Source organism: Chryseobacterium candidae (genome assembly GCF_004916905.1).
In the GTDB taxonomy this organism is placed as follows: Bacteria; Bacteroidota; Bacteroidia; order Flavobacteriales; family Weeksellaceae; genus Chryseobacterium; species Chryseobacterium candidae.
Genome location: NZ_SDLV01000010.1, coordinates 155,833 through 178,413 on the forward strand (window position 1 = coordinate 155,833; position 22,581 = coordinate 178,413).

21 protein-coding genes are annotated in these 22,581 nt (G+C 36.4%); 7 read left to right on the forward strand and 14 right to left on the reverse strand.

The window, feature by feature from the left end:
- Positions 1-33 precede the first annotated feature (33 nt).
- The 3 genes from EK417_RS05560 to era form a co-directional block, all read right to left on the reverse strand.
- The gene (locus tag EK417_RS05560) at positions 34-2,436 is read right to left on the reverse strand and encodes an alpha/beta hydrolase family protein (protein WP_136521566.1); all 2,403 of its coding nucleotides are present in this window, start codon (positions 2,434-2,436) and stop codon (positions 34-36) included.
- A 301-nt stretch (positions 2,437-2,737) separates the two neighbouring features.
- Entirely contained in the window at positions 2,738-3,166 is a 429-nt protein-coding gene (locus EK417_RS05565; protein WP_110366011.1) for a DoxX family protein, read from the reverse strand.
- Positions 3,167-3,235: 69 nt separating this feature from the next.
- A complete protein-coding gene (gene era / locus EK417_RS05570; protein WP_076594509.1) occupies positions 3,236-4,111 on the reverse strand; it encodes a GTPase Era in 876 nt (291 codons plus the stop codon).
- Positions 4,112-4,458: 347 nt separating this feature from the next.
- Here era and EK417_RS05575 point away from each other — a divergent pair, with 347 nt between their 5' ends.
- Both EK417_RS05575 and EK417_RS05580 read left to right on the forward strand, forming a co-directional pair.
- The gene (locus EK417_RS05575; RefSeq protein ID WP_076594508.1) at positions 4,459-5,022 is read left to right on the forward strand and encodes a Crp/Fnr family transcriptional regulator; all 564 of its coding nucleotides are present in this window, start codon (positions 4,459-4,461) and stop codon (positions 5,020-5,022) included.
- 253 nt (positions 5,023-5,275) lie between these two features.
- Positions 5,276-5,608, forward strand: coding sequence for a DMT family transporter (locus tag EK417_RS05580; protein ID WP_110366010.1), 333 nt, complete (start codon positions 5,276-5,278; stop codon positions 5,606-5,608).
- A 249-nt stretch (positions 5,609-5,857) separates the two neighbouring features.
- On the opposite strand, the gene EK417_RS05585 is transcribed toward EK417_RS05580, so the two are convergent.
- The 6 genes from EK417_RS05585 to EK417_RS05610 all read right to left on the reverse strand — a co-directional run bounded on the left by EK417_RS05585 (position 5,858) and on the right by EK417_RS05610 (position 11,842).
- Positions 5,858-6,625: a class I SAM-dependent methyltransferase gene (locus EK417_RS05585; RefSeq protein WP_076594506.1), complete on the reverse strand. Its 768-nt coding sequence runs from the start codon at positions 6,623-6,625 to the stop codon at positions 5,858-5,860.
- Positions 6,625-7,434 carry a type I methionyl aminopeptidase gene (map, locus tag EK417_RS05590; protein WP_136521567.1) on the reverse strand — a complete coding sequence of 270 codons (810 nt, stop codon included), beginning with the start codon at positions 7,432-7,434 and terminating at the stop codon, positions 6,625-6,627. The genes EK417_RS05585 and map overlap by 1 nt, the downstream gene beginning before the upstream one ends.
- A gap of 80 nt (positions 7,435-7,514) precedes the next feature.
- Positions 7,515-7,946, reverse strand: coding sequence for a BT0820 family HAD-type phosphatase (locus tag EK417_RS05595; RefSeq protein WP_062670258.1), 432 nt, complete (start codon positions 7,944-7,946; stop codon positions 7,515-7,517).
- Between the two features lie 99 nt (positions 7,947-8,045).
- On the reverse strand, positions 8,046-9,023 hold the full coding sequence (locus tag EK417_RS05600; RefSeq protein ID WP_047431293.1) for an acyl-ACP desaturase: 978 nt from the start codon (positions 9,021-9,023) through the stop codon (positions 8,046-8,048).
- Positions 9,024-9,172: 149 nt separating this feature from the next.
- Positions 9,173-10,714, reverse strand: coding sequence for a 2,3-bisphosphoglycerate-independent phosphoglycerate mutase (gene gpmI, locus EK417_RS05605; RefSeq protein WP_136521568.1), 1,542 nt, complete (start codon positions 10,712-10,714; stop codon positions 9,173-9,175).
- Positions 10,715-10,912: 198 nt separating this feature from the next.
- A complete protein-coding gene (locus EK417_RS05610; protein ID WP_110366007.1) occupies positions 10,913-11,842 on the reverse strand; it encodes a DUF2268 domain-containing putative Zn-dependent protease in 930 nt (309 codons plus the stop codon).
- Positions 11,843-12,026: 184 nt separating this feature from the next.
- Here EK417_RS05610 and EK417_RS05615 point away from each other — a divergent pair, with 184 nt between their 5' ends.
- A complete protein-coding gene (locus EK417_RS05615; RefSeq protein WP_034696743.1) occupies positions 12,027-12,350 on the forward strand; it encodes a translation initiation factor in 324 nt (107 codons plus the stop codon).
- Between the two features lie 2 nt (positions 12,351-12,352).
- Here the strand turns inward: EK417_RS05615 and EK417_RS05620 are convergent, their stop codons facing one another.
- Together EK417_RS05620 and EK417_RS05625 are read right to left on the reverse strand one after the other, a co-directional pair.
- Positions 12,353-13,252, reverse strand: a complete 900-nt coding sequence (locus EK417_RS05620) for a leucine-rich repeat domain-containing protein (RefSeq protein ID WP_136521569.1) — start codon at positions 13,250-13,252, stop codon at positions 12,353-12,355.
- A 58-nt stretch (positions 13,253-13,310) separates the two neighbouring features.
- The gene (locus EK417_RS05625) at positions 13,311-15,461 is read right to left on the reverse strand and encodes an alkaline phosphatase PhoX (RefSeq protein ID WP_110366005.1); all 2,151 of its coding nucleotides are present in this window, start codon (positions 15,459-15,461) and stop codon (positions 13,311-13,313) included.
- Positions 15,462-15,814: 353 nt separating this feature from the next.
- Between EK417_RS05625 and EK417_RS05630 the strand changes: the two genes are divergently transcribed.
- Positions 15,815-16,210, forward strand: a complete 396-nt coding sequence (locus EK417_RS05630) for a helix-turn-helix transcriptional regulator (RefSeq protein ID WP_438830158.1) — start codon at positions 15,815-15,817, stop codon at positions 16,208-16,210.
- A 195-nt stretch (positions 16,211-16,405) separates the two neighbouring features.
- On the opposite strand, the gene EK417_RS05635 is transcribed toward EK417_RS05630, so the two are convergent.
- A complete protein-coding gene (locus EK417_RS05635; protein WP_136521571.1) occupies positions 16,406-18,235 on the reverse strand; it encodes a cytochrome-c peroxidase in 1,830 nt (609 codons plus the stop codon).
- 234 nt (positions 18,236-18,469) lie between these two features.
- Here EK417_RS05635 and EK417_RS05640 point away from each other — a divergent pair, with 234 nt between their 5' ends.
- Entirely contained in the window at positions 18,470-19,324 is an 855-nt protein-coding gene (locus tag EK417_RS05640) for a nucleoside phosphorylase (protein WP_136521572.1), read from the forward strand.
- A 173-nt stretch (positions 19,325-19,497) separates the two neighbouring features.
- On the opposite strand, the gene EK417_RS05645 is transcribed toward EK417_RS05640, so the two are convergent.
- Both EK417_RS05645 and EK417_RS05650 read right to left on the reverse strand, forming a co-directional pair.
- Positions 19,498-20,259 (reverse strand): Rossmann-fold NAD(P)-binding domain-containing protein, encoded by a 762-nt coding sequence (locus EK417_RS05645; protein ID WP_136521573.1) that lies wholly within the window; start codon positions 20,257-20,259, stop codon positions 19,498-19,500.
- A gap of 185 nt (positions 20,260-20,444) precedes the next feature.
- Positions 20,445-21,005: a DNA-3-methyladenine glycosylase I gene (locus EK417_RS05650; protein WP_076594496.1), complete on the reverse strand. Its 561-nt coding sequence runs from the start codon at positions 21,003-21,005 to the stop codon at positions 20,445-20,447.
- A 140-nt stretch (positions 21,006-21,145) separates the two neighbouring features.
- Between EK417_RS05650 and EK417_RS05655 the strand changes: the two genes are divergently transcribed.
- Entirely contained in the window at positions 21,146-21,445 is a 300-nt protein-coding gene (locus EK417_RS05655; RefSeq protein WP_076594495.1) for a DUF883 domain-containing protein, read from the forward strand.
- Positions 21,446-21,565: 120 nt separating this feature from the next.
- Positions 21,566-22,375 carry an enoyl-ACP reductase FabI gene (locus tag EK417_RS05660; protein ID WP_062670284.1) on the forward strand — a complete coding sequence of 270 codons (810 nt, stop codon included), beginning with the start codon at positions 21,566-21,568 and terminating at the stop codon, positions 22,373-22,375.
- The last annotated feature ends 206 nt before the right edge of the window (positions 22,376-22,581 follow it).

The window sequence follows — 22,581 nt, forward strand, 5'->3', positions numbered from 1 at the left end:
AGACTGTTGATAGGAAACAGTCTCTTTTATTATTTATTTCTTCAAGCACTTTTCAAGGAACTGATCCTGCTCCCATAAAAGGTGTAAGATATTTTCTTTCGCCTGGTAACTGTGGGCTTCTTTTGGAAGAAGAACCATTTTTACCGGAGCGCCCAGATTTTTCAATGCCTGAAAGTATCTTTCAGTCTGCAATGTAAATGTTCCCGGGTTATTATCTGCATCACCGTGAATCAGAAGAAGCGGAGTCTTCATTTTGTCGGCATGCATGAAAGGAGACATTGTGTTGTAGATTTCCGGAACATCCCAATAGTTTCTCTGCTCACTCTGGAACCCGAATGGTGTCAACGTTCTGTTATAAGCACCACTTCTTGCAATTCCACATGCAAAGAGGTTAGAATGGGTCAGAAGGTTTGCGGTCATAAATGCACCATAAGAATGTCCTCCTACAGCCACTTTCTTTCTGTCGATATATCCTAAATGATCTACCGCATCAATAGCTGCCGCTGCATTGGCAACCAACTGGGGAATAAAAGTATCATTAGGTTCTGTTTTTCCTTCACCGATAATCGGGAAAGCGGCATCATCAAGAACAGCATATCCTTTCGTTGTCCAATACACAAAAGATCCGTAATATGGGAAAGTAAAGTCATTCGGGTTTTGTGTGTTCTGGCCTGCTGTATTCTTATCCTTATATTCAGTTGGATAAGCCCATATTAGCAACGGAAGCTTCTCTTTTTTCGCTTTTCTGTCGTAGTTGGCAGGTAGATAAAGAGTTCCCGTTAAAGTAACGCCATCATTTCTCTTGTAAGTAATCACTTCTTTGTAAACATCTTTGATGCTTTCAAAAGGATTGGCAAAGTTGGTTACAGCTTCTGCTTTATTAGATTTAATATTTTTTTTGAAATAATTAGGATAAAGGCTTGGTGACTGTTGAGTCGTAAGGACTTCACCCTTAGAGGCGTTAAGGATATCAATAATTTCTTCCTTACCGTTTTTTATATTGGAAGTGTAAAGCCTTTTCTTTTTCAGGGATTTTACATCCATTTCATCAATAAAAGGATGCTGTCCGTCTTTGGTAAATCCATCTCCGATCAGATAAGCTTTTCCTCCTTTCATATCGATTACATACCGTCCATATTGGTTTTTCGTTGTGTTAAATCTTCCCGGATCACTGTATACATCCTGATAATTTCTGTCATCAAAAACTTTAGATTCTCCGTTGTTAATATCTATCAGGTAAGACTTTGTATTTCTTGTGTCATACCAGCCTTCAGAAACAATCGCATAATGATCATTGGTCCAGACTACATCTTGATATCTCTGCTTGGTTTTAAAGAAGGATTTTGGTGCTGCTGTGAATGGGGCTTCCCATGTAAATATCTCATCTCTGAAATCTGCTGTTTTAGACTGATCTCCTCCGTCCAAAGCTTCAGCGTAGGTAAGTGTTGCAGGCGCGTCGCTTCTCCACCCCATATTTCTTTTCCCGGTTCTTACTGAAGAGAATCCTTTAGGCATGATCTCATTTAAGGGAACATCATTTACTGTTTTCACAATATTTCCTTTCATATCATAGACAACCGTTGTGGATGGGAATCTACTGAGCGGAACGATATAGGAAAATGGTTTTTTGATCATAGTAGCCAACATGTAATTTCCATCCGGAGAAAAACTTAAGCCGGCATACATATCCTGATCTTTCAGTTTATTAAGATTTCCTGTAAGATCTACCTTATAAATTTCAGAAGCAGTAAGGGTCTCAAAGTTCTTTTCGTCCTGAGGATTTTTCAAAAGGTCCTGATACGTTCTGTTTTGAGAAACTTTGCCATCTGCTGTTGAAACAATAGGGCCTGTAGGAAGATCTTTAGCGGCATCTATAAGAACAGCTCTGTTCTGTGGAAGTGTTCTGATCAGGAAACTTTGAGAATCATTATACCATACATAAGGCATTCCCAGATTGGCATTCAGATTATCTGCTGTAATTTTTTTGGCAGACGCAGTTTCCATATCCACTACCCAAAGTTCTACTCCTTTAACAGTGGTATTGGTAAAAGCCAGTTTTTTTTCATCCGGTGAAAAAGAAACGTAGGTAATTTTTGGATTGGATGGCAGATTTTTTACCTGAATTTCATTTTTATCATTGATTTTTCTGATCTTCAGATTATTTGAATAAGTTGCAGTGCTAGAAATATTAGTCACCGGATTGATTCTTAGTCCTCCAAGTTTCATTTCCTGCTGGCTGAGATCTTCCAATGTTTTATATGTTGGACGATAGGTAAAAACCACCCAGTCTTTTTTGCTGTTCATCAAAACACCCGGAGGTCTGTCATAATCTGCCAGCTTTAAGATCTCAGCAGAAGGTTTTTGATACGTAATATTTTCCTGTGCATCATAAAAATTGAGAAATGCCAGAAGGCAAATAGTCAGTTTTATCTTCATAAAAAATTCATTTTCTACGAATGTAGTGAATTTTAAAAGAATTTTAACACTGAAAATAAGACTCCTTTTAGTGTCATATTTCTTTTTTTATATTGTTTATCTTACAAATAATAATATGAGAAATTAAAAAAAATGATCAACGGAGGAAATGCTCCGTTATGTGATAACGGTTTGATGGCTTGCAGAGTAAGAGATGAAAACAGAGCTCTGATCTGAAAATGCTTACCACAGTGCAATTATTAATAACAGAAAAGGCACTTCACGAAATGAAGTACCTTCTTTATTTTGTGTTGTTGTAAAATTACCAGTCTGAAGCTCTTTTTCTTCTTTCAATCATATGATCTACTGAAAATTTTCCAGCCCCAATTACCATAAGCAAAAGATAAACGGAAAGATAGATAAGGCTCATTTCTCTTTTTTCGAATGGATCTGCTCCATGTACTACAAAAGCAGCAATGATCATGGTAAAGATCAGAAATCCCAGAGAAATTCTTGTAAAAAGTCCTAATATCAGTAGTATTGAACATACAAACTCAGCAAAAACCGTCAGAATCAGAGATACCTGCGGTCCTAATCCCATAAAATCAAAAAACTCAATTTTACCACCTGCCAATAGCATCTGAAGCTTTGGAAAACCATGAGAAAGCATGGCAAAACCAACAAACACTCTCACAGCCAGTAAAATAATATCTTTAGGTATTGAGCTGAAATTTGAATTATTATAGTTCATGTACTAAAAAATTTACACTAAGGTACTAAAAAAATCTGTTAATACAACGGGATTACAGGCTATTTTAGTCTATCTGTAACCGAAATTTTTAAGATCTCTGTCGTTCTTTCTCCAGTCTTTTTTCACTTTTACAAAAAGGTTTAAGTGAATTTTTTTGGTGAAAAACTTTTCAAGGTCTATTCTGGCTTCTGTTCCAACTTTTTTGATAGCTTCTCCTTTATGCCCGATAATAATTCCTTTCTGAGTATCTCTTTCTACATAAATAATAGAGTCTATAAAGATAATTCCTTCTTTCTCTTTGAACTGTTCAGTCACTACTTCTACAGAGTATGGAATTTCTTTATCATAATTCAAGAGAATTTTCTCACGAATAGCCTCATTAACAAAAAATCTTTCAGGTTTATCTGTATACTGATCCTTATCGTAGTAAGGAGGGTTTTCAGGAAGTAAAGATTTTATTTTAGGTAAAATAACGTCTGTATTAAAGGCATTCAATGCAGAAATAGGTAAAATTTCAGCCTTAGGAATTCTGTTATGCCATTCTTCTACCAATTTTTCAAGGCCTGCCTGATCCGTCTGGTCTACTTTATTAAGAAGAAGAAGAACAGGTACCGGGATTTTATTCAGTTTATCTATTAAAAATTCTGATGGTTCTGCTTTATCGGTAACATCTACAATAAACAGGAAAACGTCAGCATCCTGCAAAGAGTCCTTTACAAAATCCATCATTTTTTCCTGTAGTCCGTATTTTGGATCCAATACTCCCGGAGTATCAGAAAATACGATCTGAAGATCATCTTCATTATAAATCCCAAAAATTCTGTGACGGGTTGTCTGCGCTTTCTGCGTTACAATCGCCAGCTTCTCCCCCATTAATTGGTTAAGCAAGGTCGATTTTCCCGCATTGGGCTTTCCAACTATATTTACAAATCCAGCTTTGTGCATAAAAATAATATTACGAACTGCAAAGTTAGTAAAACAAAATTGGTCTTTACGGTTAATCTTAATTTTTAAAGGAAAAAAGAGAGTTATATTTCTAAATATGGGATGAGAAAAGGAGATTTACAGAGAGTAGATTGCTGCGCAAACCACCCCGTCAAAAATTCGTTAAATTTTTGCCACCGCTCCAAATGGAGCAATTACTGTTCTTTCCATTGTAATTTTGACAATAAATAAGTTGAATTCGGAATAATTTTGATCATCTTTATAATAATATTTCTTACAAAAACTATCGGATAATTTTGTATTGCATTAGTTAAAACTGATATTTTTGACTATTAGAATTCACCTTTATGAATATAGACCAGATTCTTGATAAGGTTTACCTTCTTCCTGAAACCTCAAAAAACAGCTTAAAAGAGCATATTAGTGAAGTTTCCCATCCTAAAGGTTTTTGTCTTATGGAAGCTGATAAAGTGATTCCTTATCTTTATTTTATAAGAAAAGGGATCGCACGTGCTTATTCTTCAACAGCTGACAATGATATTACTTTCTGGTTCGGAAGTGAGGGACAGTGTATTCTCTCGATGAAAAGCTATGTGGAGGACAAACCCGGCTATGAAAGCATTGAACTTCTGGAGGACTGTGATCTGTACAGAATGGAAACAGAAAACCTAAGAAAACTGTTCAATGAAGATATCCATATTGCCAACTGGGGACGAAAGCTGGCAGAAGCAGAAATGATAAAATCTGAAGAACTGATTATTTCCAGACAGTTCAAAACTTCTCTGGAACGTTATAAAGATATTATGGCGTATCAACCTGAACTGCTAAAAAGGGTTCAGCTGGGATATATTGCGTCGTATCTTGGGATTACTCAGGTAAGTTTGAGTAGGATACGGGCCGAAATCAAGTAGATTAAAAATTGAAGGATTAAATGATTAAAAAATTCTGTGATCCTTAATTTATGTTTGGGCTAAAGCCAACGGAATGATTCTTATATTATAAGCGGACTAAAGTCCGCCTATATTGATATTAATATTGATATTATATCTTCTGTTTTTTCTTCCAGCTTACAGCTTTCATCTTTTCCACCGTCTTCATTTTTTAACAATTGTAAAATTTTTTCTCCTGTCAAATTCTGAAATTTGCATTAGAAAAATTTAAAAAATGAATTGGTTAATATTAGTTATCGCAGGATTATTTGAAGTTGCCTTCGCATCATGTCTGGGAAAGGCAAAGGAAACCTCAGGAACTGAAATGTACCTGTGGTATGCGGGATTTTTGATCGCACTGACAATCAGTATGCTTTTGCTGATCAAAGCGACTCAAACACTACCTATTGGAACTGCTTATGCGGTATGGACAGGAATCGGAGCAGTGGGAACTGCCTTAATGGGAATTATATTTTTTAAGGATCCTGTAAGCTTTTGGAGAGTATTTTTTATTGTAACACTTATTGGCTCTGTGGTAGGATTAAAGGCTGTATCTTCCTCACATTAAAAAGCGCACAAACTTCTATCTATAACTAAAAATGGAAACCGTCTTCGTATTGAAGGCGGTTTTTTATTTTATATGGTTGAATATATGTTTTTCTTATTTTTAATTTTACTCTGAAGCAAAAGTATACAAAAGTTCAGAGGATTAGATAAACAAATATTCTTTTGTACAATCAACTTCCAGAAGCATTCACGCATTTACTGGTCATTCTTCATATAAAAACCCGTTTCAACTACTGAAATGGGTTTTGCTTTATTTTTTATAAACTACAGGTAAGATTTCATTATGCCTTAACCCGAATTTTTTTATTTCTTCTTCAGAGAATTTCTGTGAATAGAAGTTCGGTTCTACCTGGAAGCCTGCCTGTCTTAAACGGTCAAAATAATCCATTCCGTACCAACGAACGTGATCGTACTGCCCGAAGTGTTTCTGACGTTCTTTTGGATCTTTAATTGTGAAATCTTCATAGGTTTTCTCCAATGAATTTTTCATCGGAACCTGAAGAATTCCCCACCCGCCGGGTTTCAATACCCTGTACAGCTCGCTCATTGCTTTTGCATCGTCTTCAATGTGTTCCAGAACATGGTTACAGAAAACAATATCAAAACTGTCATTTTCAAAAGGTAAATCCAGAATATCGGCCTTCACATCCACAATGGGAGAATATAAGTCTGCCGAGATATAATTCAGATTGCTCATTCTCTTGAATTTCCTTAAAAATTCCTGTTCGGGAGCAATATGGAGAACTTTATAATTCTTAATGAAAAAATCAGTTTCGTTCTGAAGATACAGCCACATCTGGCGGTGTCTTTCCAAACTTAACGTTCCCGGAGAAAGAGCATTTTCTCTTTGTTTTCCATATCCGTAAGGAAGAAATTTTCTGTAAGATCTTCCATCAATAGGATCAAAGAACTGATCTCCTTTGAAAAACTGATAAATAAGCGGTCTTGCCCAGATACTCATTTTAATAAGCATAGGGCGAGGAATTTTATTCAGTAAAAGCTTCGTTACCTTTTTCATTAAAAATCCAGTTGGAACTGCTTTTCTTCATCACTTACAATCCCTAAAGCTTCGTATACATAATCAAATGTAGAAAGCAATACCGGCTTACCATTGATGACTGCCACATCATGCTCGAAGTGAGCAGATGGCATGTTATCTAAGGTAGTTACTGTCCATCCGTCATTATGGAACTTCACTTTTTCAGTTCCCATGTTAACCATTGGTTCGATTGCAATTGCTAAACCGTCTTTAATCACTTTTCCGCTTCCCTGTCTTCCGTAGTTAGGAACCTGTGGATCCTCGTGCATTTTTCTTCCCAATCCGTGTCCTACAAGCTCTCTTACCACTCCATATCCTTCTTTTTCACAATGTGCCTGAATCGCATGGGAGATATCTCCGATCCTCTTTCCTCTGACACACTGCTCAATCCCTTTGTATAGAGATTCTTTGGTAACCTGCAGTAATTTTTTAATTTCAGGCTTTACTTCCCCAATTTCAAAAGTATAGGCATGATCTCCTACGAAACCGTTCAGAATAACTCCACAGTCTACAGAAAGAACATCTCCTTCTTTTACTATGTCATTGTTAGGAAAACCATGAACTACCTGCTCATTGGGAGATATACAAAGAGAGTTTGGAAACCCTCCGTATCCTAAGAATGCAGGTTCAGCGCCATGATCTTTAATAAAATCATGAGCCAGTTTATCTAAATATAAAGTAGTAATCCCCGGTTTAATTTCTTTTGCCAACATTCCCAGTGTTTTCGAAACCAGATGGGCACTCTCCTTCATCAGACGTAATTCGTCTATCGTTTTTAATTGAATCATTGTATTAATTTACCAATGTATTAATGTATCAGTGTAACAATCTTAATTGATAAATTGGTACACTGCTAAATTGTTTTATTCTACCAGAAAAGTCCTTTTTTCTTTTCTTTTTTAAGTTTTGAATAGGCAAGAACTTCTTTTCCTTCCACACGGAATTCTATTCTTTCCTGAATGATATTGTAAATCTCGCCCCAACCCGGAAATCCTCCTAAATTTCTGTCATCGATAAACCAGTCTGCATCCAATTTTCTGGACTGATTTTCAGGATCAAAAACTTCTCCTTCAAAGCTTGAGTTTACAGCATAAAATTCTATTCCGTTTTTTTTACAGAATTCTACCGCTTCATCTAATGTTTTTCCGTGTCTGTATGTCCAAAGTATCAATCTGAATCCTTCAGACTGAAGTCTTTTTAAAGTTTCGAATGCAAAAGTTTTCGGTTTTCCAATGGCCGGGTAAGCATCATCAACAATAGTCCCGTCAAAGTCAACAGCAATCTTTTTATTATTTAACATTTTGTTCTTTTTTTAGCTTTGCAAAGATAAGAAATAAAAAGAGTGCCAAAAAGAAAGGCACTCAATACTTTTATATTTTAAATAATAATACAGATCTTATTAGCTTTTTACCCAGCTAAACTGGAACTGAAGATCCGGAGTGGAAACTCTGTCTGTGATCTTCTGTAGCCTAGCAGGAAGCTTCATCAGGTATTCCTGAGCTTTTTCTGCTTTTTCTGTAAGTCCTTTTACGTGCTCAATTTTCCATTCATCTAGAAGGTCTTTCATAATATTGATATAATCCTGACCTGTGTAGACCATACATCTTTGTGCAGCATCTGAGAAATGTCCCCAAAGTTCACCAGCTTTTTGTCCGGACTGTCTCATTAAGTGAGCAGGCATTACAATTTTCTTACGCATCATATCTTCAAATGCAAGTATCATTTCTGAGGGGTCTACTTCCAAAATTTTTGCTACGAAATGTTTGTATGCTTTAGCGTGTCTTGCCTCGTCTGCAGCAATAACACCACACATTTTTGCTAATTTCCCGTTTCCGGATTGTTTTGCCAATGTTCCTACTCTTCTGTGAGAGATATTGGTAGCTGTTTCCTGAAAGCTTGTGTAAATGAAATTTCTGTAGGGGTCCATACTTGTTCCCAAATCGAATCCGTCATTGATAAGATATTGAGTTGTGATTTCCACTTCTCTCATGTTTACTCTTCCGCACAGATAAAGATATTTGTTTAATAAATCTCCGTGTCTGTTTTCCTCTGCTGTCCATGCTCTTACCCAGTTCGCCCAGCCTAATTTTTCTTCCTGATTGATTCCGTCAACACCCATCAACCAAGACTCATAAGAAGGAAGAGCTTCTTCTGTGATACAGTCACCAATCAATGTTACAAAAAGATCGTAGGGCATTTCGCGGGCAAAAGTCTGAATTTCTTCTAAGTCATGTTTAAATTCTTCACTTGAAGGATCTGGTAAATAATCGGAAGGCTGCCAGATTTTTTCAATTGGCGTTAAAAATTTATCAAGAAAAGAACCTACTTCCTTTTCCAATAATCCCATTACTTCTTTCCTAACAAGCTTTTGATACATTTTACTATTCAGTTTTAATTAACAAAGATATGATTTATTTATTATTTAACGCATAATAAATTATGCAAGTCATACATTTTCTGACATAAATCATAAAAAAATGCCGTTACTAAAGCATAACGGCATTTTTTTAATAATATTATTGAATTTTAATTAACCAAAACTTCTCCTGTCATTGCATCTGGTATTTCAACACCCATTACTTTAAGAATTGTAGGCGCTACATCGCCAAGTTTTCCCGGCTTGAGATTCCATGTATGCTCTTTATCCATCACGATAAAAGGAACCAGGTTTGTGGAGTGCTGGGTATTAGGAGTTCCGTCTGCGTTGATCATAACATCAGAATTTCCGTGGTCGGCAAGAATGAAAACAGCGTAGCCATTTTCATAGGCAGCTGCAGCCACTTTTTCAATACACTGATCCACAACCTCGGCCGCTTTTACAGCAGCTTCAAAAACGCCTGTGTGCCCTACCATGTCTGTATTGGCGAAATTTAAACAAACAAAATCAGCGGTTCCCTGCTCCAGTTCAGGTACGATAGCATTGGTAATGTCATATGCTGACATTTCCGGTTTCAGGTCGTAAGTGGGAACATCTTTCGGGCTTGGACAAAGAAGTCTTTTTTCTCCTTCAAACTCCTGTTCTCTTCCTCCTGAGAAGAAGAAAGTAACATGTGGATATTTCTCTGTTTCTGCGATTCTGATCTGGGTTTTTCCATTTTTTTCAAGAATTTCGCCCATGGTTTCCGTCAGTACATTTTCATCAAAAACTACCTGTACATTCTGGAATGTTTTATCATAATTCGTTAATGTGATATAATAAAGATTCAGCTTTTTCATATCATATTCCGGGAAATCTTTCTGAGAAAGAACTTCTGTAATCTCTCTACCTCTGTCTGTACGGAAGTTAAAGCAGATCACTACGTCATTATCAATGATTTTTGCCACTGGCACTACATTTCCTGTAGCCTCAGTATTCATTAAAATGATGGGTTTCAGGAATTCATCGGTAACGTTGTTATCATAAGAAGTTTTAATAGAAGCCAACGCATCTGTTGACGACTCGCCTACTCCTTCTACAAGGGCATCATAAGCCAGTTTTACACGTTCCCATCTCTTATCTCTATCCATGGCATAGTATCTCCCAACCACTGTTGCCAGTTTTCCTGTAGTAGCTTCCATGTGCTTCTGAAGCTCATCGATAAACCCTAGTCCAGAGTGCGGATCACAGTCTCTGCCATCGGTAAATGCATGAACAAAAACATTTTCATTTAGTCCGAACTCTTTTGCAGCGGTCAGTAATCCTTTTAAGTGATTGATATGTGAATGTACTCCTCCATTGGAAACCAACCCGATAAAGTGTACTTTTTTATTTTCCCTTTTAGCATATTCAAAAGCATCCTGGATCACTTTTTCCTGCCCCAGTGTTCCATTTTCAACGGCCATATTCAGCTTTACCAGATTTTGGTATACTACTCTTCCGGCTCCCAGGTTCATGTGTCCTACTTCGGAATTTCCCATTTGCCCTGCAGGCAGCCCAACAGCCAATCCACTTGCTTCAAGCGTAGTGTGTGGAAATTTTTGGTAACAGCTGTCTATGAATGGTGTGTTTGCTTTATCTATTGCAGAAACGTTAGGGTTTGTTCCCAATCCCCATCCGTCAAGAATGGCAAGTATTGCTTTTTTCGACATTTTGTAAAACTTTTGTTAGACAAATTTACCTAATTTCCTATGAATAGAAGAATTTGGACTCCTGAATTTTATTTGCCCCCGGTTTCTTTATGAAAAGGCATAAAAAATCTGCGTCTTCAAGAGGATCTACAAGCTCTATTTTTTTTTCTATTAGCAGATTTTAATGATGACGCAGATTGGAATTTTATCTTCTATTGGTTATTCTTTAAAAAAGTCATCGAATTTCATATTGTTTTTCTTTGTATATTCTTTTATATAGCTATCCAGAAAGCCGCTTTCTTTCAGAAACAGCAATGGATTTTTAATATTCAGGATATCATGAATTGCCTTATGCTTGTCTGCCCGTTTATTGAAATAAGATTCGGTTATTCTGTAACCTATCCAGTATCCCAGGTCATTGGGGCGATCATCTTTTTTGCTCACTCCGTACAACCAGTCTTTCTGCTCTTCCTGTTTCAGAATGGATACAAATTCTTTAAACAACTGATCAGAATGCGTTTCCCCGTATTGGAACGGTACGGGATTGATATGTTCTCCGGAGATAAACTCCCCTATAAAATCTGCTCCGCCTTCTACCAAACATTGCTTCAGTAAGGTATTCTTTCCTTCTGCGTTCTGTTCGAAATGAATCAGCTCATGGGCAATAAGTCCGGTAACGCCGTCAAGATTTTTGAGCATTTCAGTTCCGATGATAATTCCATCGTCAGAGGTTGTTCCGCCTGAATTGAATCTTCCGTAAACAAAATATATCGGTGGGAATTTTGCCTCCGGATACCAGTATTTCAGGGCACTGTAGATCGCTCTTATCTTTTTTTCCTTTTGCTTTATCCCAGCCAGCACATTGCGGCTTTTCAAATAGTCTTCCCTTCTCTTTTTTACTTTTGAATATAACGAATCGGCATTGATGATTCTGAATTTCGTAAATCCTTTTACTCCCTGGGATCCGTTTTTGACATAATCTGCAAACGGGTTTTCTTTAGAGGTTTCCATCTTGTCAAATGCTTTCCAGAAGCAGTCGGTATCTCTTGTTTCAAATACGGCATTCAATGGATCGGTAGAAAATCCTGTCTGGGCTTTGGCAATTCCAAAAGTTAAAGGAAGAAATGCAAAAATGTATCTGGCTTTCATACTAGTTTTTAAATATATTGTATCTAACGATCAAAAATATAAAAACTTATGTCTGATTTTTAATTGATTTGTTGTTTCCATACAATTAGCTCTCTCAAGGTTTAAAATCTTAACAGTATTGAAAAACTGAAATTTCGTTACTCATTTCAGTCTATTAATCAGTAAATCTTTTTAATTTTGCTTTATGGATTTACGAGATCAATTGAAGAATCTTTTTCCTGATCATGAAGAGCAGGATTTTGAGATGCCTGAAGAACAATTCAAGCAGAAAGAGCCTTTGGTATGCAAGTTTGAGAAAAAAGGGAGAAATGGTAAGCCTGTAACGATTGTTGAAGGCTGGGAAGGCAGCGAGGAAGACCTGAAAAAAATCTCAAAGAAAATAAAAACCACCTTGGGTATAGGCGGCTCTGAGAAGGATGGAACGATTATCATTCAGGGAGATAACCGTGATAAAATAATGAATATCCTTAAAGAAATGGGATATAAAACCAAACGTGTTGGCGGATAGTTCTAGAAATAGATCTGGGTTTCCGGCAGTAAGGTTTTTAAATTCTCAATGGTAGATTTTTCTATAGGGTTTCCTGTGAGAATCAATGTTTTCAGCTTTTTAAGTTGTTTGATTTCTACAGGAATATCTTTCAGATTATTATTGGCCAGATTCATGCTGACGATATTTTTCAGCCCTTTTACTTTGGGTGAAATTTCTGTGATATGATTTCCGCTTACATTCAGAAATTCAAGATTCTTTGCTTTGAAAAGATTCTCAGGGAGTTTTATGATAGCGTTCTGCTGCAGTTCAAGATATTTTAAATTTTCAGGAAAAGACAGGTTTCCAAGATCATTGATCTGATTATCTGAAAGGTTCAAAAATTTCAGGTTTTTGATCTGATCAAGTTTGTCTGCAATAAAGCTGATCTGGTTTCCCTGAAGATTGATTTCTTCCAGTGCGGGAATTTCCATAAGGGCTTCCGGAAAGGTATTTAGATTATTGGCATCAAAATGTACTGCTCTTAATTTCTGAAGTTTTGCAAGATTGGGATTAATGCCTGTCAGACTGTTCAGATTCATTGAAAAGGTAGTCAGTTTCTTCAGATTGCCTACCTCATCCGGAATATATTTAATGCTGTTTTCATTCACATTTAATATTTCCAGTTCTTTTAGGGCAAAGAGTTCGTGATCCATTTTCTCAAGCTTATTCGCCATAATATTCAAAAAGAATAATGAATCCAGTTTTACAATCTGAGGAGGAAGGTTAAAAAGACCTTTTTCTCTGAAACTCATACTATAGACTGTTTTTTCACTATTTAAAGCATCTTCAATATTGGTAAACGTAGGATACTTCACCGGATCAATCTGTGCTTTAACCTGTGAAAGGGAGATCATGGAAATCAATAAGAAAAGCTTTTTCATAAACATAAAAAGGTCTGCCGGCAACCCAAGCTGCCGACAGACAAGAATTATAAATAATTTATTTCTTTACAAGTTTAACTGTTTTCTGGAATCCTCCTTCTGCTTCAATATTTAAAACCAAAACTCGCGATCCTTCCAACTGTTGTGTGAAATCAAGGTCCAATGCTTTGTTGGTTCCGTTGAACTTCTTGGTGTAAACGATTTTCCCATCCATGCTGTAAGCTGTTACAGAAATATCTTTCAATCCTTTTACAGAATTGATTTTCACGATTCCTGAGGTTGGGTTTGGTGCTACCGTTACTGTATTTTCTTCAATTTTGCTATCAACAGTTCCTAAAGTTCCTTCAGTTCCAAGGTTATTTTTAAGGGCAATTACAATTGTTGCCGATTTCCCTCTGTAATCAATCGTATTCCCTGTAGCATCCACATCGGTAGAGATCGTTGAATCCGGATGCTGAATAGAGAAGAAACCAAATTTGTGATCTGGTGTAAATGTAAGTCCTGTAGGTTCTGCACCTGCCGGCATAGAAGCAAATAATCTTACTTTAGGGTTGGCCTGCGTATGATCAGGAGCAATGACCCAGATATAGTTTTTACCTCCATCCTGAAGCACCCAAAGGTTTCCAAGTTCATCGAAAGTAAGGTTGTCATTTCCGTCTCCCCAGGCTTCAGACTTCGTTCCCTGAGCTGTATTGAAAGAATATACAGAAGAACCTCCTCCTACAAATGTTTCTACCTGAGACGCTGTAGTTCCGTTATCCTGCAGACGATATACCCTGTCTAATCCTTTGGCTGTAAAATAGATCTTTCCGTCTAACGGACTGATGTCCACGTCTTCTACTCCATTGAATTTTGTACCCAAAGATTGTGCAAGTGATGCGGTATTGTTCTGGTCTGCTTTCATTTTGTTTGGAACCTGAACCCATGTTGCCGTAGTTCCTGCCGGATCTCCCGCTGCAGTTAATCCCTGATCTAATTTTAAAACATAAAGATTTCCGGAAGAAAGATCATTGGGAGTATCCATTACATATTTGTATACCATGTGAGTTCCGCCGTCTTCTCCATAGTAAGCTATAGTTCCTGCATTATTAATTACTACATTTTCGTGGTTCATGATTCCCATCTGCCAAAGTTTTCCTTTGGAACCATCAGTATTTTTAGAAATAACCTGTGCTGTTGCAGGATCAATTTCCACTAACCATCCGTAGTCTTTGTACCCGTCATTATTCACATCATTAGATGTAACAGATTCTTCAGCTGTCACCACAGTTCCCCATGGCGTAATTCCTCCTGAGCAGTTTCTGATGGTTTGTACCAAACTTGGATCTGAAAAACTTACGGCTCTTGATTTTGTCAGCTGCCAAAGCTTTGAAGTTGCATTATAATTAATTTCGGCCATGGTAACTCCTCCAGGATTCGTTTCATGGTTTACCGAAAGATATCCGTTGGTACTGCTTCCTGTTTTTGGAACGTAGCCGGTAAAGTCATTCTGACCTCCTACCATTCCTCCTCCTTCAGTATAGCTGTCTCCTTCTTTTAAAATAAGCTGATATTTATGCTCCGCAGGGATAATTAATTTATTGGTTTGTGCTGTAGGAACAATTGAAGTAAAGCAGCTGATATGTGTTCCGTTACAAGCTACAGGTGTAGTTGTATTGGTGGTTGTTTTCAGATAAGCATCAATTCTTAAATCTGAGCTGGTTGTACTTCTGTTGTGTAATTCAATAGAAAATCTGTTGACACCGTTTACAAATTTTGATTTTGGAATGGAGAAAATATTATAAACACTCTCTGCTGCTCCATCTATAGTAGTACTGGAGAAAGTATTAAATGTAACAGCACCTGCAGGCATATTATCTCTTACAACTTCTTCTCCGTTAAGATATACAATAATACCGTCATCTCTCATTACTCCAAGTTCCATAGTATCGGAAAGTGTTGAAAGATCTACTGTAAAATCTTTGGCGAAATAAGCTGTAGTAAGCCCGGAATTGATGGTAGTCGTTACCGGATCTCCATATCCTAAGGGACCGTTTCCGGTTGTCCAGGTTGAAATATCATATGTTGCAGCATTCCATCCTGCCGGCTGAGCCTGGTTGTTATCTTTATACTTCCATGACGCATTCTTATTGAATATCAGAGTCTGCGCCTGAATACCAGAACCGGCCAGTATGGCCAACGCTCCCACTGTGAGTAATTTTTTCTTCATTTTTTATTTTATTTATTAGACTTTGCAAAACTATTTTTTTAGAACTTTTCCTCTGTTAATAGGATTTTAAATCTAAATCACCCAATATTAACTTATCAAAAACCTAATGTTAATGGGATTAATTTTGTGTTAAGTAATCCGGGATACGAGGTGCGGGATCTCGGGTTGGGAGCGAAATGCAATTATTTTATTTACTAATTGTTACCAAACAAGATCTATTTAACACGATAAATCTGCCAGAAAAGAGAAATTTTTATTCGAAACATGAGTATTTTAGAAGATAATTTATTTTAAAAACGAGTTTTATTCTTATCTCTTAAAACTTTATATTTGTTATTATGATTGACACAGCTATGCAAAACAAAAAAATACATCAGGGCAGAAATATTAAACGTTTCCGTGAAATGCTTGGTATCAAACAGGAAGCTTTAGCTTTTGAATTAGGTGACGACTGGAATCAGAAGAAAGTCTCTCTTTTGGAACAAAAAGAAATTGTAGAGTCTGATGTTTTGATGCAGGTAGCTCAGATTTTGAAGGTTCCGGCAGAAGCGATTGAGAATTTTGATGAAGAACAAGCGATAAACATTATTTCTAATACAGCCTCTTTTGATAATTGTCAACAACCAGCCTTTTTTAATAACCAACCCACATTCAATCCCCTTGACAAAATGGTTGAACTTTATGAGCGTATGCTAAAACAACAGCAGGAAATGATTGATAAGCTGGAAAAGCTGATCCAAAACAAATAAAAAGACAGGTTGAGCCAATCTGTAAAGCTTTAGGCTAAATTTTGAAACCTTCATAGATCACATCTATATAAGTTTCAAAATTTAGCCTATTTTTTATTAAAACCATATCATTCCTACCGAATCCCGGTCTTCAGAAACCCGAAACCCCGAATCTCCATCTTCTCACTCTCAAACCCTCAAACCCTCAAACTCCACCTACTTCGCTTTACTCACATCCGTAAGAGCATTCAGAAAGGCGATAATCTGCTTCTTTTCTTTTTCGTTGAGGTTTAATTTATCCGGTGCCAGCGTCTGGTTTTTAATTTTTAATCCTAATCCTTCTCCGCCGCCTTCATTATAAAAGTCGAGAACATCTTCCAGGGTGTTGAAAGCTCCGTTATGGAAATAAGGTTTTGTAAGCGCAATATTTCTAACGGTTACTGTTTTGAAAGAGTAATCATAAATCCATGATTTTTCTTTTTTTACCGGGCTGTTTCCTCTTCCCAAATCTTTGTCAAGTTCCACAGGAAGCTGTTTGATGGGTCTGGTAGTTATTCCCAGTACTTCGGATTCATTTTCATTAAAAAACGGAGGTACCAATCCGGAAAAAGTGGGTGCAAAATGACAGGTTGCACAATTGGCCTTTCCCATAAACAGGTTGAATCCTTTTTTCACATCATCGGAAACATTTTTTTCATTCCTCATAAAACGGTCAAAATCGCTGTCAAATGAATAGAGTGAAGCCACGTAAGAACTTAAAGCTTTTGAAAAGTTTTCTTTGCTTATTCTGCCATCTTTGAAGGCATTTCGGAATGCTTTTCTATATTCTGGTTTTGTTTTTAATTTCTGAATAATGCTTTCATAGCTTGTATTGAATTCCTGCTCATTATAGATGACATGTTCTGCCTGCTGCTCAAGGTAAAAGGCACGAAGATCATAGAAAAATCTTTTGGCAAAAACAGCATTATACAGAGAGGGAGAATTCCTCAGAACCGTCTTCCCTTCTACATTGCTTTGTGATTTTGCTTTAAGATCTATAAAAGCATTTTCCTGAAGGTGGCAGGTTGCACAGCTCATTTTCCCATTACCGCTTAAGTTCTGATCATAGAAAATAGATTTTCCTAGTTTACGGAGTTCCGGGTTATCTTCCGGGGACTTCAGTAAAGTATAAAAATAAGGATCTAAAAAGTTGCTGCTGAAAAAGTTTTTGCTGCCCGCATTCCAGCCTGAAAATTCTTTAAGATCGTCCGGTCTTCCGTCCCATTTCCCCAACTCTTCATATAAAGGTTGTATATATTTTTTATAAAACTCAATCCTGTCAAAGGTTTCAAAATCGGTATTTTTTGAAAGGTAGTTAATTGCTTCTGTTAAAGTTTGATTGGCTTTCTGAGTATTATAATTTTTAAAATAAAGATCATCATTAATATACTTCTGCATTCCCGAAAGAGCATGGCTTGTCTCCTCAGAAATATTAAGAGAACCCGGTGTATCAAAGCCTGAGACTCCAAGCGAGTAGATCCTGATCAGCTCTACACGTAAAGGCAATGTTTTGTTGTTTCCTTTGCTCAATCCATTTTTTAAAGCACTTAGATAAAATCTGGAATAACTGTTGTATAAAAAGGCGGTAATGGTTTTGATCTTTTCTTTCTCGTTTCCTGCCTCTTCTGAAAATATCAGTTCATCAAGCACCTGCAATCCTTCAGGAGGAAGTGTATATGCGGATGTTCCCGCTGCTTCAATATGGAACAATGGCGCTGCGTTAAGGTGGGTTTTTGTAAATTCCGGATAATGGTAAGCAATGTAGAATTCTATTTCTTTGAATGAGTTTCTTGTACTGCTCAGGGATTTCTGCAGTTCTTCTATAGAAATACGGTCTTCAGAGAACTTATCAACATCTGATTTCAGCTGTTCAAGCTTCGTTTTAAAGTTAGACAACCCTTTATTGATAAATGTATTTTCGCTTTCTTTTCCTTTATAAACAGGATTAAAAGACATTACTGCAAATCCTATCAGAAGGACAATTACAAGCAGTGGATAAGCTCTCATGAATTTTTAGCGGCAAAAGTATTGATCTGATGTTATCTCAGTTTTAATAGCAGATTAAATAATGTTTATATTTCTGATAACATATTTTTTACTAATTTTAAACCCCGAAATCAAATTCATTATTCTAAAGAAACGGTTCTTCGAAATACCGAAAAAAATAATGGCGGGAGATTATTGGGAGAGGATATTTTTAATTTAAATTCAACACATCAAAAACAAAAAAATATACATATTATGCTAAACAAACTTGCTGCCTCAGAACTTGTTCTGAATGAAGACGGAAGTGTATACCATCTGAATCTTTTACCTGAAGATATTGCTGACAAAATCATCCTTGTAGGTGATCCTGACAGAGTGGCAAAAGTTTCAAAATACTTTGATACCGTAGAAATCAAAAAAAATAAAAGAGAATTTTATACGCATACAGGAACGCTTCGTGGAAAAAGAATTACCGTAATGTCTACCGGTATCGGAACTGAAAACATCGATATCGTAATGAATGAACTGGACGCTTTGGTGAACATTGACCTTCAAAACAAAAAATTCAAGACTGAACACAAAGCTCTGGAACTTTTCCGTATGGGAACTTGTGGAAGCGTAAACCCGGATGTACAGGTAGACAATATGCTGGTTACTCAGAATGTTGTAGGTTTGGACGGACTGATGCACTTCTATCAGGATTACAACTTCGAAAATGAGTTTTCAAAAAGCTTTATGGAAAAATTCCCTTACGAAAGAATCAAGCCAATGCTTTATTTCTCAGACTGGGCAGAAGAAATGGGAGAATATTACAAAGATGCCAAATACCACGGAAATACGGCAACATTCCCGGGATTCTATGCTCCACAAGGAAGACAGCTTCGTTTAAAGGCAGTAGATGATCAATTCCTGGAAACATTGAATGACCTGGGAATTACCAATTTCGAAATGGAAACCTCTGCGATCTATGCTCTTTCAAAATTATTAGGACACAAAGCCATTACCGTAAACAACGTTATTGCCAACAGAAGACGTGGAGAATTCTCCGCAGACCACCATGCTTCTGAGAAAAACCTTATTGAATGGGTATTAGAAAGAATTATTAAGTAATTATTTTATTTATATAGATAAAAACTCCGGAAACTGTTTCCGGAGTTTTTTGTTTCTTATCCATCCAGCTTTCCATTCCGATTTCCAAATACCGGTTTTTAAAAATAACATAGAGATTCCTGCAGAGTGACAAAGGGGTTTAAAGAAATTCTGGAGGCAAAATAAATCAGGTATTACAAATGAAACGTTCTCGGATCCGGATACTGAAATACATAGTTCAGCTCTGAAACCAACTTTGAAGACAGAACCTTCTTCCCTTTCACCTCAAGCTCTTCATCTTCCGTTATATTTTTCTGAGCATTAATCACCTGACTTTTTGCTGGATGAATGGGAGCTGTAACATTATATAGTTTTGATTGAGTTTTCTTTTCAATCATTTCAGAAATAATCCCGCTGATATCTGCATAATGAATATGATTTACCGCATGATCCAGATTACTAATATTATAGTTTTTCAAAAGCCTGTTATCTCCCATCAGACCACCAAGCCTTAAAATATTAAGCTGCGGATATTTATTTCTCAGCATTCTTTCACCCGGTACATTCTCCCAAGGAATATCTTCTTCTGTAAATTCTTTGGGAAAATCTGGATAAACACCCGTAGAACTCATGAGGAACATCTGTCCTTTAAAATCTCCGATAAATGATGACAAATTCTGAATCCGGTTGTACAAAGAGCTTACACAGCATCTTTTTTCAGAAATATGGACTGTAATAATCAAAACATCAATATTTTCAATATCTGACCATTGAGAATAAGGCTCTGTGAGCTGATAATCCGGGAAAGAAGCTATTACCGTATGGATTCCTTTATTATTCAGCTGATCTGCTTTGTTTTCTGTTGTGGTTGTTGCTGATAAAACGTATTTTCCGGATAAGGAGGATGCTATTCTCTCTCCCAGCCATCCATACCCTATAATTCGTATTTTCTTCATATTTCAGAGAAGATTTTCATTTTTTAATAACACAAAAATAGTCTATTTACCCATGTACAATATCTTATTCAAACAAAATTCAGATAAGTAATCCCCGGGGCAAGCCCACGAGGTATTTAAATGCGCCTAATTATTAAAATTATATAACTAACAATAAACTTCACTAAATTCTGAATAAAAAGCAACTATTTTCCCCGGGTAAAACATTCTTTTATGTGATCATTAACCATTCCGGTAGCCTGCATATGGGCATAAATAACTGTAGATCCTACGAATTTGAATCCTCTTTTTTTAAGCTCACCGGAAATAAGATCAGAGATCTCTGTTGTGGCAGGAATATCGGACAGCTTTTCAGGGTGATTATCAATTGGTTTCCCACCAATAAAATTCCAGATATAATTGGAAAAGCTTCCAAACTCCTTCTGAACTTCAATAAATTTTTGAGCATTGGTAACTGCTGACAGAATTTTAAGTCTGTTTCTGATAATTCCGGGATCATTCATTAATTCCTCAATCTTTTTATCCGAATAGACAGCTACCTTTTTATAATCAAAATGATCAAAAGCTTTTCTGAAATTTTCCCTTTTAGACAAAATAGTATACCAGCTCAGGCCAGCCTGAAAACTCTCCAGAATCAGAAATTCAAATATTGTTTCATCATCATGAACTGGTTTTCCCCATTCTTCATCATGATACTTCCTGTAGAGGTCATCTTTTTCACACCAAGCACAACGGATTTTTTCCATAATTATCATATTTTACAGGTTAAAGTTACTACCGATTTTGAAAGAATATAACAAAACATTATGAAAAGTTTAACACAGGTGTTTAGTTTTAGGAATGGTTATTGTTTATTTATTGATACCAAACTAAAATTTATACTATTATGAACAATTCAGAATACAACAAAGCGGAAAATGCAGTAAACAATGTAGAAAATTCTTTACAGAATGCAACGGACAAAGCCCAATGGAAAATCAATGAATTGGCAGACAAGGCTAAAGATTATATCAATGAGAAGAGGAACAATGATCAGGAAGCCAGCCAGGAAGACTGGCTAGACAGGGTAAAAGCTAATGTATCCGATGCCTGGGAGGATATCAAAGATAAAGCAGATGAAGCATGGGAAAAAACCAAAGATGCGGCAGAAGATGTAAAGGCAGAATGGAATAAGAAAACCAATTAGTATTTCAGTCATATAAATATTTTCAATAAAATGGAGTCTTAAATTGATAAGGCTCCATTTTTTATTATGCCATAAGCACAATTATTGTTACATTTGTAGTATAATAAACATTAAAAAATTATGTCATACGGTTTACTTAAAGGCAAAAAGGGAATTATTTTTGGAGCCCTTAATGAACAATCTATCGCATGGAAAGTTGCTGAAAGATGCCATGAGGAAGGTGCTGAATTTATTTTATCTAACGCTCCTATTGCTTTGAGAATGGGAGAACTTAATGGTTTAGCAGAAAAAACAGGTTCTGAAGTAATAGGTGCTGATGCTACTTCTATAGAAGATCTTGAAAAACTTTTTGATGCCGCTGTTGCAAAATTTGGAAAAATCGACTTTATCCTTCACTCTATCGGTATGTCTATCAACGTAAGAAAAGGAAAACACTATACAGAAATGAATTACGACTGGTTGGAAAAAGGCTGGGATATATCCGCTGTTTCTTTCCATAAAGTAATGCGTGTAGCCTGGGAGAAAGACTGTATGAACGAATGGGGAAGCATTTTGGCACTTACTTATATTGCAGCTCAGAGAACATTCCCGGATTACAATGATATGTCTGATAATAAAGCGTATCTTGAAAGCATCGCAAGAACTTTCGGAAACTATTGGGGAGAAAGAAAAGTACGTGTAAATACCGTTTCTCAGTCTCCAACAATGACTACTGCTGGTAGTGGTGTGAAAGGTTTCGGAGGATTCCTTGGATATGCAGAAGATATGTCTCCGCTAGGAAATGCTACCGCTCTTGAATGTGCAGACTACTGTGTAACTTTATTCTCTGATCTTACTAAAAAAGTGACCATGCAGAACCTTTTCCATGATGGAGGTTTCAGCAGTTCAGGAGTTACTCAGAGAGTAATCAGTAAATATGATGCTGAATAATTAGCAGATTTTTTTTTCAATATAATAAAGGAGTAATCCTATTCAATACAAGCAATGCATTTATGATGCATTGCTTTTTTTACGACCGTAAACAAATATGATGCTGAATAATTAGCAGTTTTTTTTTCAATACAATAAAGGAGTAATCCTATTCAATATAATCAATGCATTGTAAATGCATTGATTTTTCACAACCATAAACAAAT

Excerpts from the sequence above, each read along its gene's own strand:
- EK417_RS05560 (WP_136521566.1), bottom strand. The coding sequence starts at position 2,436 with ATGAAGATAAAACTGACTATTTGCCTTCTGGCATTTCTCAATTTTTAT.
- EK417_RS05565 (WP_110366011.1), bottom strand. The coding sequence starts at position 3,166 with ATGAACTATAATAATTCAAATTTCAGCTCAATACCTAAAGATATTATT.
- era (WP_076594509.1), bottom strand. The coding sequence starts at position 4,111 with ATGCACAAAGCTGGATTTGTAAATATAGTTGGAAAGCCCAATGCGGGA.
- EK417_RS05575 (WP_076594508.1), top strand. The coding sequence starts at position 4,459 with ATGAATATAGACCAGATTCTTGATAAGGTTTACCTTCTTCCTGAAACC.
- EK417_RS05580 (WP_110366010.1), top strand. The coding sequence starts at position 5,276 with ATGAATTGGTTAATATTAGTTATCGCAGGATTATTTGAAGTTGCCTTC.
- EK417_RS05585 (WP_076594506.1), bottom strand. The coding sequence starts at position 6,625 with ATGAAAAAGGTAACGAAGCTTTTACTGAATAAAATTCCTCGCCCTATG.
- map (WP_136521567.1), bottom strand. The coding sequence starts at position 7,434 with ATGATTCAATTAAAAACGATAGACGAATTACGTCTGATGAAGGAGAGT.
- EK417_RS05595 (WP_062670258.1), bottom strand. The coding sequence starts at position 7,946 with ATGTTAAATAATAAAAAGATTGCTGTTGACTTTGACGGGACTATTGTT.
- EK417_RS05600 (WP_047431293.1), bottom strand. The coding sequence starts at position 9,023 with ATGTATCAAAAGCTTGTTAGGAAAGAAGTAATGGGATTATTGGAAAAG.
- gpmI (WP_136521568.1), bottom strand. The coding sequence starts at position 10,714 with ATGTCGAAAAAAGCAATACTTGCCATTCTTGACGGATGGGGATTGGGA.
- EK417_RS05610 (WP_110366007.1), bottom strand. The coding sequence starts at position 11,842 with ATGAAAGCCAGATACATTTTTGCATTTCTTCCTTTAACTTTTGGAATT.
- EK417_RS05615 (WP_034696743.1), top strand. The coding sequence starts at position 12,027 with ATGGATTTACGAGATCAATTGAAGAATCTTTTTCCTGATCATGAAGAG.
- EK417_RS05620 (WP_136521569.1), bottom strand. The coding sequence starts at position 13,252 with ATGAAAAAGCTTTTCTTATTGATTTCCATGATCTCCCTTTCACAGGTT.
- EK417_RS05625 (WP_110366005.1), bottom strand. The coding sequence starts at position 15,461 with ATGAAGAAAAAATTACTCACAGTGGGAGCGTTGGCCATACTGGCCGGT.
- EK417_RS05630 (WP_438830158.1), top strand. The coding sequence starts at position 15,815 with ATGCAAAACAAAAAAATACATCAGGGCAGAAATATTAAACGTTTCCGT.
- EK417_RS05635 (WP_136521571.1), bottom strand. The coding sequence starts at position 18,235 with ATGAGAGCTTATCCACTGCTTGTAATTGTCCTTCTGATAGGATTTGCA.
- EK417_RS05640 (WP_136521572.1), top strand. The coding sequence starts at position 18,470 with ATGCTAAACAAACTTGCTGCCTCAGAACTTGTTCTGAATGAAGACGGA.
- EK417_RS05645 (WP_136521573.1), bottom strand. The coding sequence starts at position 20,259 with ATGAAGAAAATACGAATTATAGGGTATGGATGGCTGGGAGAGAGAATA.
- EK417_RS05650 (WP_076594496.1), bottom strand. The coding sequence starts at position 21,005 with ATGGAAAAAATCCGTTGTGCTTGGTGTGAAAAAGATGACCTCTACAGG.
- EK417_RS05655 (WP_076594495.1), top strand. The coding sequence starts at position 21,146 with ATGAACAATTCAGAATACAACAAAGCGGAAAATGCAGTAAACAATGTA.
- EK417_RS05660 (WP_062670284.1), top strand. The coding sequence starts at position 21,566 with ATGTCATACGGTTTACTTAAAGGCAAAAAGGGAATTATTTTTGGAGCC.